Source organism: Lentibacillus sp. Marseille-P4043 (assembly GCF_900258515.1).
In the GTDB taxonomy this organism is placed as follows: domain Bacteria; phylum Bacillota; class Bacilli; order Bacillales; family Amphibacillaceae; genus Lentibacillus_C.
The window spans coordinates 3,612,929-3,626,457 of sequence record NZ_LT984884.1 but is presented as its reverse complement, the minus strand read 5'-3'; the positions used below and the strand labels follow the sequence as shown (position 1 = coordinate 3,626,457).

General features: G+C 40.0%; 9 protein-coding genes and 1 pseudogene. 9 read left to right on the top strand and 1 reads right to left on the bottom strand.

Translation table 11 applies throughout. The annotated features are described in order from the left end of the window. Positions 1-218: 218 nt before the first annotated feature. The 8 genes and pseudogenes from C8270_RS18015 (at position 219) to odhB (ending at position 10,902) form a co-directional block, all read left to right on the top strand. Positions 219-1,928 (top strand): ABC-ATPase domain-containing protein, encoded by a 1,710-nt coding sequence (locus C8270_RS18015; RefSeq protein ID WP_106498171.1) that lies wholly within the window; start codon positions 219-221, stop codon positions 1,926-1,928. Between the two features lie 21 nt (positions 1,929-1,949). Further along, positions 1,950-3,098 (top strand): tRNA epoxyqueuosine(34) reductase QueG, encoded by a 1,149-nt coding sequence (gene queG / locus C8270_RS18010; protein ID WP_106498170.1) that lies wholly within the window; start codon positions 1,950-1,952, stop codon positions 3,096-3,098. A 154-nt stretch (positions 3,099-3,252) separates the two neighbouring features. Further along, a complete protein-coding gene (locus tag C8270_RS18005; protein ID WP_106498169.1) occupies positions 3,253-3,780 on the top strand; it encodes a methylated-DNA--[protein]-cysteine S-methyltransferase in 528 nt (175 codons plus the stop codon). Between the two features lie 38 nt (positions 3,781-3,818). Continuing rightward, on the top strand, positions 3,819-4,274 hold the full coding sequence (locus C8270_RS18000; protein ID WP_158701767.1) for a hypothetical protein: 456 nt from the start codon (positions 3,819-3,821) through the stop codon (positions 4,272-4,274). A gap of 596 nt (positions 4,275-4,870) precedes the next feature. Then, positions 4,871-5,725, top strand: coding sequence for an amidase domain-containing protein (locus tag C8270_RS17990; protein ID WP_106498166.1), 855 nt, complete (start codon positions 4,871-4,873; stop codon positions 5,723-5,725). Positions 5,726-5,769: 44 nt separating this feature from the next. Beyond that, the gene (gene trmL / locus C8270_RS17985) at positions 5,770-6,243 is read left to right on the top strand and encodes a tRNA (uridine(34)/cytosine(34)/5-carboxymethylaminomethyluridine(34)-2'-O)-methyltransferase TrmL (RefSeq protein WP_106498165.1); all 474 of its coding nucleotides are present in this window, start codon (positions 5,770-5,772) and stop codon (positions 6,241-6,243) included. Between the two features lie 532 nt (positions 6,244-6,775). Further along, positions 6,776-9,659 (top strand): annotated as a pseudogene (locus C8270_RS17980) (2-oxoglutarate dehydrogenase E1 component). Further along, the gene (gene odhB / locus C8270_RS17975; protein ID WP_106498164.1) at positions 9,628-10,902 is read left to right on the top strand and encodes a 2-oxoglutarate dehydrogenase complex dihydrolipoyllysine-residue succinyltransferase; all 1,275 of its coding nucleotides are present in this window, start codon (positions 9,628-9,630) and stop codon (positions 10,900-10,902) included. Before C8270_RS17980 ends, odhB begins: the two are co-directional and overlap by 32 nt. Positions 10,903-11,180: 278 nt before the next feature. Here the strand turns inward: odhB and C8270_RS17970 are convergent, their stop codons facing one another. Next, positions 11,181-11,816 (bottom strand): hypothetical protein, encoded by a 636-nt coding sequence (locus C8270_RS17970; RefSeq protein ID WP_106498163.1) that lies wholly within the window; start codon positions 11,814-11,816, stop codon positions 11,181-11,183. A gap of 256 nt (positions 11,817-12,072) precedes the next feature. On the opposite strand from C8270_RS17970, the gene C8270_RS17965 reads away from it, so the two are divergent. Next, positions 12,073-13,365 (top strand): NCS2 family permease, encoded by a 1,293-nt coding sequence (locus C8270_RS17965; RefSeq protein WP_106498162.1) that lies wholly within the window; start codon positions 12,073-12,075, stop codon positions 13,363-13,365. Positions 13,366-13,529: the final 164 nt, after the last annotated feature.

Below are 13,529 nucleotides of genomic sequence, written 5' to 3'. Positions count from 1 at the left end.
AACGAAAAATGAATATCCACGACATCGTTACACCACATTAAACACTACAATTACACTTGAATTACAGGCTACACGGATAGTATTCTAGAGAAAGAAACTATAAGAGGTTGTTCAAAAGGTCCGGTAAAAATGACACATCGTTAAGGGAGATTTTTGCTAAAAGCGGTCCTTATTATCCTCCTTTTTGAACACATACTATAATAAGTTGAGGGATTTGTGTGAAGAATTTATTACAACAATTACATCAATTAGATGGTAAAAGTTATAAAGGATATAAAAGTGTCCAAGGGCACTACACATATGACAATTTTACGTTATATATAGATTATGTACAGGGGGATCCGTTTGCCGCACCATCAAAAATCCGCGTAGTGGTTCCAACGCAGAAACGTTCCATAAAAAATGAATGGCTGGAAAATTACCATCGTAAAATAGCTGCAGCAGATAGGATTGCCCGATCTGTAGGGAAGGCGGTTAATGGTAGTAAATTCCAGGTAAAAGGTTCAGGAAAAAGTGGTGCGGTTATTTTTGACACGCCAGGGCAGGAAGTATTAGAAAGAAGTGCGGTTCAAATCACTTCCTCGAGTATAACAGTGTGTTTGTCGGTTGGTTTACCGGCAAACGGAAGACGAATTAATGGCCGGGAAGCAGAGAAATTGTTTGGTCAGGTCATTCCAGCTATTATCAAAAATTCGGTGTTTACGATTACTGATCAGGAAATAGAAGCGGCAGTCCAATTAGCCGATCAGCAAGAAGCCATTCGACATGAGATGAGTAAACAAGATTGGATTGCTTTTATTGCGAACGGATCTATTTTACCAAGAGAAAGTGGTGTCAGTAACCGTCCGTTGAAGCAGGCAATTCCTTTTCAAAGCCCAAGTGAAAATGAGGTAGAAATCAGCCTTCCACATCAGCCGGGACCGATAAAAGGGTTGGCGATAAAAAAAGGAATTACATTAATTGTTGGTGGAGGATACCACGGAAAAAGTACTGTTTTAAAGGCGATTGAACGTGGCGTTTACCCGCATACAAAAGGGGATGGACGTGAATTTGTTTTAACAAATCCCGATGCGGTAAAAATCCGTGCAGAGGATGGACGACAGATTACCGGTGTCAATATTTCGCCGTTTATTTCAAATTTGCCGCATAAGCAGGATACACAATTTTTTACAACGGAAAATGCAAGCGGTAGTACGTCACAGGCGGCAAATGTCATGGAGGCGTTGGAAATAGGCGCAACGACATTACTGATTGATGAAGATACAAGTGCAACAAATTTTATGATTCGGGACTATCGGATGCAGCAGCTCGTGAAAAAGGCACAGGAACCAATCACACCATTTATTGATAAAGTGAAACAAATGCGCGATCAACTGGACGTCTCAACGATTCTGGTTATGGGCGGATCTGGTGATTATTTTGCTGTAGCTGATGAAGTGATTATGATGGATGAATATGTTCCAAAAAATGTAACGAATCAAGCACAATCGATCATGGAGGAATACCCGGTTGAACGGGACTCAGCCACAAACGAGTATTTTGGCAAGATCACGAATCGGACACTAAAGCAAAATAGCTTGCAAACGCAAAAAGGTAAGCGCGCAAAGACACAGGCAAAAGGGTTAACAAAAATTATTATGGGTAGATCCGATATTTCATTTGAACAGACAGAACAATTGGTGGATGCTTCACAAACGCGCATGATTGCCGAGATCATTCAGTATTTGGATCGAACCAATGGATTACAGCGCCCAACATCTTTAAAAGATTTACTGGAAACAATCGACAAGCAAATGGATCAGAATGGTCTAGCATCGTTTGCAGCTTTTCAAAATCAGCATCCAGGAGACATTGCCAGACCACGAAAATATGAAATTGCAGCTGTTTTGAACCGAATCCGCTCATTACATGTATTGCAAATAGACTAATGTTAGAAGGAAGCGGGATCAATGAACACAGAACAATTGAAAGAAGAAATCATTGCGTATAGTAAAGAAATCGGGATTGATAAAATCGGTTTTGCCACTGCCGATGTTTTTGGTGAATTAAAAGAACGCTTAAAACGCCAACAATCATTAAGCTATCAATCTGGTTTCGAAAAGGGATCGATTGAAGAGCGGACAGAGCCAGAACGTTTATTACCAGAAGCGCAGTCCATTCTCTCGATCGCGATTGCTTATCCATCGCGCATAAAAAATGCACCAAAGGGCACGAAGCAGGACCGTCGGGGGATTTTTTGCCGTGCTTCATGGGGAACGGATTACCATGTTGTTTTACGGGATCGTTTGGAAAAACTCGCGGCCTTTATTCAAGAAAAAGTTCCCGATGCTGTTAATAAAGTGATGGTGGATACAGGTGAATTGTCTGATCGTGCTGTTGCAGAGCGAGCTGGCATCGGTTTTAGCGGGAAAAACTGTGCCATTATCACGCCGGAGTTTGGTTCCTATGTGTACCTTGGGGAATTGATTACCAATATTCCTTTTACACCAGATTCACCAGTCGAGGATAGTTGTGGGGATTGCCGAAAATGTCTCGATGCCTGTCCAACAGGTGCGCTTGTTCAAGGTGGACAATTAAATGCCCAACGTTGCCTATCCTTTTTAACACAAACAAAAGGATTTTTAGCCGACGAATTTCGTGTTGAATTAGGGAACCGCGTTTATGGTTGTGACACCTGTCAGCAAGTATGCCCACGTAATAAAAAAATGGATTTCCATCTTCACGAAGAACTTGAACCAGAGCCAGAAGTTGCCAAGCCAAAGCTCAAACCAATACTAAGAATTTCGAATCGAGAATTCAAAGAAACATATGGACATATTGCCGGTTCTTGGCGTGGCAAAAAACCGCTGCAACGGAATGCGATTGTCGCACTTGCCCATTTCAAGGATGAAACGGCTGTAGATGAACTGGTCGCTGTGATGCAAAATGATCCGCGCCCAGTAATTCGCGGAACTGCCGCATGGTCACTTGGGAAAATCGGCACGGAGGCAGCGATTACAGCCATAAAAGAAGCGATGAACAAGGAATCTGATGATCAAGTTTTATTTGAAATGGAAAAAGGCTTGGGTTTTCAGGGAGAACTTTCGGCTAGGGAATAGTAAGGCGTAACAGTATTAAGTGAAAATGCAAAATGTATACAGACTCGAGGCATAATAGCAACAATTATGTTGAAAACAGCCTTTATAAATTGTTGATTGAGTTCCAAATACCAACGAAAAAGAGTTGATTTTAAAAAGTAAGAAGGGGAAAAGCATGGAGGAAACGAGGCTTTATTTTGACGAAATGGAAACGCCCGTAGGTCCATTGTTAATCATTAGTGACGGGGAAAAAATTGTCCGGATTGATTATGGACGTATGGCAGATTTAGAGGCACAAATGAACAAATGGAGTAAACGTTATTTTGATAATCCTGTTTTTGAAAACAAACCAGAAAAAGTAGAGCATGTAAAAAAAGAGCTTCAAGCTTATTTTAAAGATGGAAGCAAAAAGTTTTCGTTTGCCTTCACGTTTCACGGAACACCTTTTCAGACAAAAGTATGGCAGGCATTATGTGATACCATCCCATACGGCGAGACAAAGACGTACAAAGATATAGCAGAAGCAATTGACAACCCCAAAGCAGTACGGGCCGTTGGTGGGGCAGTCAATAAAAATCCATTTTCAATTGTCGTTCCATGTCATCGTGTAATTGGAGCAAATGGTAAAATGGTTGGGTATAATGGCGGCCTTGATAAAAAAGAATATTTATTAGCACATGAACAAGATGTAAACCTTTTTTAATTTGGATTGGGTGTAGATGCGGAAACATCGGTGCAAGCGTGGGACTGAGCGCGAGAACATCAGCGCGAAACGAGAAACATCAGCCCGAGAACAGAAACATCGGCGCGAGGACGGAAACATCGTCCCGAAACGAGAAACATCGGCGCGAGGGCGGAAACATCGTCCCGAAACGAGAAACATCGGCGCGAGAGCGGGAAACATCGGCGCGAGGGCGGAAACATCGTCCCGAAACGAGAAACATCAGCCCGAGAACAGAAACATCGGCGCGAGAGCAGAAACATCGTCCCGAGGGCGGAAACATCGTCCCGAAACGAGAAACATCGGCGCGAGGGCGGAAACATCGTCCCGAAACGAGAAACATCGGCTCGAGAACGGAAACATCGACCCGAAATGAGAAACATCGGCGCGAGGGCGGAAACATCGGCGCGAGAGCGGAAACATCGTCCCGAAATGAGAAACATCGGCGCGAGGGCGGAAACATCGGCGCGAAATGAGAAACATCGGCGCGAGAGCGGAAACATCGGCCCGAGAACGGAAACATCGGCGCGAAATGAGAAACATCGGCGCGAAACGAGAAACATCGGCGCGAGAGCGGAAACANCGCACGAGGAGAGAACCAGCGTCACGAGAGCAACAGCAGCAGAGAGAAACAAGAACCACCGGCACGAGAACAGAAACACCAGCGCGAAGGCGGAAACATCGGCGCGAGATGAGAAACATCGGCGCGAGAGAGGAAACATCAGCCCGAGAACGGAAACATCGGCGCGAAATGAGAAACATCGGCGCGAAACGAGAAACATCGGCGCGAGAGCGGAAACATCAGCCCGAGAACGGAAACATCGGCGCGAAATGAGAAACATCGGCGCGAGAGCAGAAACATCGTCCCGAAACGAGAAACATCAGCCCGAGAACAGAAACATCGGCGCGAGGGCGGAAACATCAGCCCGAGAACGGAAACATCGGCGCGAAACGAGAAACATCAGCCCGAGAACAGAAACATCGTCCCAAATCCAAATTCATCCCACCGCACAGAAAATTTATAATTTGGACAAGCCTCCTTTCCATATAAATGTAATGGAGGGGATTTTTTATGGAAAAATTGGCAGAGTGGTGGCTGGATTTTCTTCAATCAGATCGGAATAACGAGAAGTGGTGGGAACAAAAGAAATTATTATGTAAGGAACGTGGTGTAGAGATAAGCAGGATTCAGGGGAAAGGGCATATTTTCCAAAAATTGCGTTATGATCACAGATCGACTTATCAGTATTTACTCCATTTATCCTTTTTAATGAAACAAGATGATTTCTTTTATCGAGAGGAGCAAGTACTACCGCTCCAATTTCGTTTAAACCACGATTATGAAATCGAACATTTGCAGATGGAACGGCAGCCGGAATCAGCTGAAAAAAGTGTTTCAATGCCAACAGAAGACGAGCGGAATTTGGAGGAATACCGGTTTTCATATGACAGACTTGCTGTGGTAAAGTATGCGGAGCGTTGGTGGAACAGTTATAATCCTGCCTATCGTACGTTTAATGTTGATTGTACGAATTATGTGTCTCAATGTCTTTATGCAGGTGGGGCTCCAATGTGGGGGGCGCCTGATCGGGGACGTGGTTGGTGGTATCAAAACGGAAATGATAATTGGAGTTATAGCTGGTCGGTAGCACATTCCTTGCGTTGGTATTTAAGTGGTTCAACACAAGGTTTAAAAGGAAAGGAATTGCAAACAGCAGATGAACTTATGCCAGGTGACGTGATTTGCTATGATTTTGAGGGAGATGGTAGATGGAATCATAATACGATTGTTGTCGCTAAGGATGCCAATGGAATGCCACTTGTCAATGCACATACATCCAACAGCCGCAATCGCTATTGGTCATACGAGGATTCGACCGCATGGACACCGAAGATAAACTATAAATTTTTTCGAATTGGCGAGTAGTGGTATAATAATCTTCGTATTTAACTAGGTAAGGAGAATGATAGGTGAGTTTACATGTTGTTTTATATCAACCAGAAATTCCGGCAAATACGGGAAATATTGCACGAACATGCTTAGCTACAGGTGCGACGCTTCATTTGATTCATCCACTAGGGTTCTCTACTGATGATAAAATGGTACGTCGGGCAGGGCTCGATTATTGGAAGCATGTTGACATTCGGGAATACGATTCAATTGAAGAATTATACGCAACATATCCGAATGGTAATTTCTACTATATAGAAAACTTTGGAACCAAGTATTACACGGATTATGATTATAGCAATACGGAAGAGGAATTATTCTTTGTGTTTGGCAGGGAAACGAATGGGATTCCGAAAAGTTTGTTAGAAGGAAAAGAAGATAGGTGTTTACGCATTCATATGACAGATAAGGTAAGATCGCTGAATTTATCCAATACAGCAGCAATTATTGTGTATGAAGCATTAAGACAGCAAGGATTTGCCAATCTAAAATAAAAAGTTGCTCCGTTTAACTTAAAGGCGGAGCAACTTCTTTTAAATTTATTGTTTCGTTGGTTTTCCTGGTTTTGCTTCGTAACCGGATGTGAAGAAAGATACGATGAATGTAACGATAACACCCATTAATAATGCCATTTTCATGTGTGTTGCCTCCTTTTATAGCTATGTAACAAGAATATATCATTTAGTATGTCCTCATTATACCGAAAAAAAATCCGAATGTGAACTATAAGTTAATAAAGTTGAAAAGGCGTCACATTGTCAAGTGCAGCAGATTGTGAAAACCTCCCATTTAAAGTTAATTTTCACACCCCCTTCTCTGCTAAAATAAGGGTGCGTATTTTCTGTATTTTACGAATTCAAAAACCTAGCTCTTTTCCTGTCAAAAAGGGCACTTATTATGTTGTTTATCGTTATAAAATAGGGTATATTAGTTGATGAAGTCATTCGTCAGTTCTATAATGGATACGGAATGTGAAACTACCGTTATAAAAACGGAGAAAGTTAACTGCTAATGGGGGTATAAGACGTGGCACAGAATGAAGAATCGAGTGTTAGCTTCTGGGAAGAATTTTATGGTCCTAACATGGGGTATATTGAAGAACAATATGACTTATACAAAGAGGATCCAGATGCAATTGATTCATCTTTAAAAGAACTTTTTGATCAATATGGAGCCCCCAACTGGAAGCACCAAACTAATGGTGCAGCAATGGAGTCAGTGGCACCATCAACTTCTATAAATGATGTAAAAAAACTAACCTCAGCGATGAAACTTGTTGAGGCTATTCGTCGTTATGGGCATTTGGAAGCTGATATTTATCCAGTTGGACGAGATAAAAACCGTAAATCAGAACTCGTTGATCCAAAATCATATGGATTAACAACTGAAGATTTGAAAAGTATCCCTGCATCATGGCTGTGGGAAGAAGCGCCAAATGGTGTGGATAACGGGTATGATGTGATTGAACAATTGAAAAAATATTACTCTGGAACAATTACGTTTGAATATGATCATGTGAACAATGATGATGAACGTAAATGGTTGCTAGAGCGAATTGAATCAGGAAATGTTTATTTATCATTAACTGACGAAGAAAAGAAACAATTACTGGAACGTCTTGCCCATGTAGAAGGTTTTGAAGGATTTTTACAAAAAACATTTGTCGGACAGAAACGTTTTTCAATTGAAGGCTTAGAAGTAATGGTTCCAATGTTGGACCAAATTGTGAAACATGCTACAGCTGAAAAAATTGAACATATTATGATGGGAATGGCTCATCGCGGCAGGTTGAGTGTATTGTCACATATTCTTGGAAAACCATACGATAAAATCTTTTCTGAATTTCACCATTCACCGGATAAAGAATTAATACCATCAGAAGGTTCAACGGGAATTAATTATGGTTGGACTGGGGATGTGAAGTATCACTTTGGGGCATCAACAGAAGTCAAGGATAGCGATGAAGCGTCTACACATATTACGCTTGCACACAATCCATCACATTTGGAGTTTGTTAATCCAGTTGTCCAAGGTTTTACTCGAGCAGCACAAGATAATCGTTCGGAAAAAGGCTATCCAGAACAAGATATAAACAAAGCGTTTAGTGTTTTGATTCATGGCGATGCTGCATTTATTGGTGAAGGTGTTGTTTCTGAATCATTAAACTTAAGTGGATTACCTGGTTATCAAACGGGTGGAACACTTCATTTAATAGCAAACAACCTTGTTGGATATACAACAGATCAAAAAGATGGTCGTTCCACACGATATGCTAGTGATTTAGCGAAAGGGTTTGAAATTCCAATCATTCACGTTAATGCGGATGACCCAATTGCATGTGTTTCAGCAATGAATCTAGCGTATGAATATCGTAAAACGTTCCATAAAGATTTCTTAATCGATTTAGTTGGTTACCGTCGTTATGGTCATAATGAAATGGATGAACCAAGAACAACACAACCACAGTTATATCAGGACATTGATAACCATCCAACAGCAGCACATGTTTTCGCTGATGTATTAAAGGAAAAAGGTGTCATTGAAGAGGACGGCCTTACGAAAATTACCGAGCAAGTCGAAAAAGGCTTACGTGATATTTACGACAGTATGAAGGAAAATGATACTGGCGAGGCTGAGGCAAAAGGGATGCCAAAAGCATTAACAAATAACATTGATCAATTTGAAACAGCTGTACCTTTAGATCAATTAAAAACATTAAACAAAGGATTGTTAAAACGGCCAGAAGGATTCACTGGATTTAAAAAGCTGGAAAAAATCTTGAAACGTCGTGAAAATGTTTTAGAAGAAGGTAACAAAGCCGACTGGGGTGCTGGAGAGGCGTTGACATATGCCTCCATTTTACAAGATGGTATTCCAATTCGCTTAACTGGTCAGGATTCAGAGCGTGGAACATTTGCACACCGTCATGTTGTATTACATGATGTAAAAACACGTGATTCTTATTGCCTAATGCATGGATTAGATGAGGCTGATGCTTCTTTTGATATTCGTAACAGCCCACTTTCTGAAGCAGGTGTATTAGGATATGAATACGGGTATAGTGTACAATCACCAAACACATTAGTTATATGGGAAGCACAATTTGGTGACTTTGCTAATGCTGCACAGGTAATTTTTGACCAGTTTATTGCTGCTGCCCGAGCTAAATGGGGCGAGAAATCAAATATGGTTATGCTATTACCTCATGGCTATGAAGGCCAAGGTCCAGAGCACTCGAGTGCAAGACTGGAACGTTATTTACAATTGGCTGCAGAAAATAACTGGATTGTAGCAAATGTAACGTCATCTGCACAATTCTTCCATTTGCTGCGCCGTCAAGCAGCAATGCGTGGACGTGAGGAAGCTAGACCACTTGTGTTAATGACACCAAAAAGCTTGTTACGTAATCAACGCGTAGCATCAGAGGCAAAAGAATTTACAGAAGGAAAATTCTTACCATTACGTTCACAACCGAACCTAAAAGTAAGCAAAAAGAATGCAAAACGTTTACTAATTGGAAGCGGAAAAGTAATGGTTGATATAGAAGAGGCAATCGATAAATCAGAAGAAAACCTTGACTGGTTACGTGCATTAAGACTGGAACAAATTTATCCATTCCCTAAGGATCAACTGGCAAAAGAACTTAAAGACTTGCCAAATCTTGAGGAAATTGTTTGGGTTCAAGAAGAGCCGAAAAATATGGGAGCATGGAACTTTGTTGATGATTATTTACGTGATTTGTTAAAAGAAGGTCAAACACTTCGTTATATTGGTCGTCCTAATCGTTCAGCCCCTGCAGTTGGTGAGCCGAATGTGCATAAAACAGAACAAAATCAAATCATCCGTGAAGCAATAAACGAATAAAGGAGGAGATTCCAGTGAAAGAAATAAAGATTCCAGAACTTGCTGAATCAATCACAGAAGGTACTATCGCTGAATGGTTAGTAAAAAAAGGTGACAAAATCGAAAAAGGTGACCCTGTCGTTGAACTGGAAACAGACAAAGTAAACGTTGAGGTAAACTCTGATTATGCTGGTGTTCTTGTTGAGATTGTCGCTGAAGAAGATACTGACGTTGAAGTTGGCGATGTCATCGCAAAACTAGACGAGAATGGGGAAGCTGGCGGCGATGCATCAGCATCAGCTGAAAAAGAAGAGCCAAAAGCAGAAGAAAAAGAAGCACCAAAAGAGGAACCGAAAAAAGAAGCAGCGAAAGAAGAACCACAAGAAGCACCAAAAGAAGACAATAAAACGGATGTTATCGCTTCTCCTGCAGCTAGAAAACGCGCACGTGAATTAAACATTGATCTAAGTCAAGTTAGCACGCGCGACCCATTAGGACGTGTACGCCCAGAAGATGTAGAAGCTGCAGCAAAAGGTGGTAACGACCAAAAACAAACAAAACAGGCTAAAAAAGAAGCACCAAAGAACTCCGAGAAAACTGAATTCGACAAGCCTGTTGAGCGCGTAAAAATGACTCGTCGTCGCCAAACAATCGCGAAAAATCTTGTTAATGTACAACAAGAATCAGCAATGTTAACAACGTTTAATGAAGTAGACATGACAGCTGTTATGAATCTACGTAGTCAACGTAAAGAAAATTTCATTAAGAAACATGATGTAAAGCTTGGATTCATGTCATTCTTTACAAAAGCAGTAGTTGGCGCTCTAAAAGAATTTCCATTATTAAATGCTGAAATTCAAGGCAATGAACTTGTCGTGAAAAAATTCTATGACATTGGAATTGCTGTTTCAACGGATGATGGATTAGTCGTACCAGTTGTTCGTGATGCAGACCGCTTAGACTTTGCTGGCATCGAGCGTGAAATTGGCAACTTAGGTCAAAAAGCACAGAATAAAGAGCTGGCATTGAAAGATCTTCAAGGCGGTACGTTCACAATTACAAATGGTGGTACATTTGGATCCATGATGTCTACACCTATCTTAAACGCACCACAAGTCGGTATCCTTGGTATGCATAACATTGTTAAGCGCCCAATGGTAATGCCGGATGATACAATTGAAGTTCGCCCAATGATGTATCTAGCAGTATCATATGACCACCGTATTGTTGACGGAAAAGAAGCGGTTCAATTCTTAGTACGTATTAAACAATTGCTAGAAGATCCATATGATTTATTGTTAGAAGGATAATGAAAAAATATATTAGCCTTGCCTTGATGGAAATCGATCATGGCAAGGCTTTTTATTTTGGGATAATTTCTGGCTGGTTTTACGTGGACTTATGGAAGGATGTTACTTAGATGCAACTTTTTTTAGGAGACAAGGTGTATAAAATTGGGGTTCTATTTTGTGCTTGGACATGATGAGCCACGTCCAGCTCCAGCACTAAAGCGTTAGCGAGACTTCCCTCACCTCCGTACGATAAGTCAACATCGGTTCGCTTACTCTCACCGTGTTTCCTTTATCTCCTACGGCTCAGTCCAGTCCGTACGTCGCTTAACGGGCGCTTCCGCTTTTGTTAATAATAACTTTATATCCGCTTGCATTTCAGAAACTGTTTCTTTGAGGGTTTCTACCTTAGGTTTAATTTCTGTATTTTTTACTGTCTGCTCTTTAATTGATTGGATATCATCGTGTACTGACTTTATATTTTTGAAGGCCATTTCATAATTTGTTTTAATAAATTTATGATTCATTTCACTGAATTCATAATGATCTTTGATTTCTTTATGAACCTTGTCAAATTCTTCATGAATATTATCGAATTTATTATAAACACTACCAAATTCTTCATGAATATTATCGAATTTATTATAAACATTATCAAATTCTTCATGAATATTATCGAATTTATTATAAACATTATCAAATTCTTCATGAATATTATCGAATTTATTATAAACATTACCAAATTCGTTATGAACCTTGTCGAATTCGCTCTTTACCGTGTCCTTGAATGAATTAAAATTGCTTTCTAGCGTATCAAATCTTCCCCCAAGCGTATTAAACCTTTCTTCAAACGTATCAAATCTCCCCTCAAGAACATCAAATCTTTTATTTAATTTATTGATTTCGGTCAATACTATTTTTAAGTCTCCGTTCATTTATTTGCACCTCCTTTTTTGAGATTTATTTAATTATAGCATGTTCGCAAAATTTGTCACGAAGGTAAATTTCAATTTTTCCTAAAGGCACACTTCTTAACATCAAATTATCTTCTAGTAAAAATGGCGATTTAATCATATGTGTTCCATGGAAAACAGGAATTTACTATAAAAATTCCGGCATTCTATTGCAAAACAAACTAAAAACGAATATTATATTAAATGTTGATTAATATTATTCGGAAAGCAAGGTGGTATGATGGAAAAACTATTTAAGTTAAAACAAAACAATACAAATATCCGAACAGAAATAGTAGGTGGGGTAACTACTTTTCTGACGATGGTTTATATTATTATTGTCAATCCGGCAATTCTTTCTGCAGCAGGGGTTCCATTTGATCAAGTGTTTATGGCAACAATCATCTCAGCAGTTGTTGGTACATTGTGTATGGCCTTATTTGCTAATTATCCGATTGCAATTGCACCAGGAATGGGATTAAATGCCTATTTTGCCAGTGTAGTCGGTATGCAAGGATTGTCTTATCAAACGGTTTTTGGAACTGTATTTTTGGCAGGTATTATCTTTATGTTATTAAGTTTTACAACGTTGCGGGAAACATTGATTGAAGCAATTCCTGCATCTTTAAAATTCGGTATAACGTCTGGAATTGGTTTGTTTATTGCATTTTTAGGCTTAAAGATGTCTGGAATTGTTGTTCCAAATGATGTGAATATGGTTGGCATTGGTGATTTACATGCACCGGTAACGTTATTGACGATTGTCGGTTTGTTTATTACATTAATTTTGATGGTGTGGAATGTGAAAGGTGCATTGTTTATTGGAATGATCATAACTGGCGTGATTGGTTTTTTTACCGGACAATTAGAGTTTGATGGATTTACTTCGGCACCACCAACCCCGGTGTTTTTTGACATGGACATAACTGGTGTATTCAGTAATGGTCTTTACACGGTTGTGTTTGCCTTTTTATTGGTGACGATTTTTGATACAACAGGTACATTAATTGGCGTTGCCGAGCAGGCAGGGTATATGAAAAATGGTAAGCTACCTCGTGCAAAATCAGCACTTATGGCTGATGCAACGGCTACAACAGTCGGTTCTTTGTTTGGGACGAGTCCTTCAACTGCATATGTAGAATCAACATCTGGTGTAGCCGCTGGTGGGAGAACCGGATTAACATCTGTTGTCGTAGCAATCTTATTTATTATTTCTATTTTCTTCACACCAATTATTGGCGCGATCTCAGACTTACCAGCGATTACCGCACCGGTATTGATTATAGTTGGCTGCTTCATGATGGAGGGGCTTGCACGTATCGATTGGAAAACATTTGATGATGCCTTCCCAGCCTTCGCGATTATTTTAACTATGCCGTTAACGTCAAGTATTGCAACTGGGATTTCAATTGGCTTTATCACATATCCGTTACTTAAATTGGTAACAGGAAAAGGGAAAGATGTTCACTGGATTTTATATGTATTCGGAGTAATATTTGTCCTGCAAATGATTTTCTTTCCAGCACATTAATATACAAGTAATGATCAAAAGTCTCGGCAAACGGTTGCTGGGGCTTTTTGTATTCTCACTATTAAAACGTTATTAGATTGGGAACAAATAAATAGAAGAGAAAAAATTGGTTCGATAATTACCTTGCAAGACGTCTGACAACCTGTTAAAATCGTTATTGGATT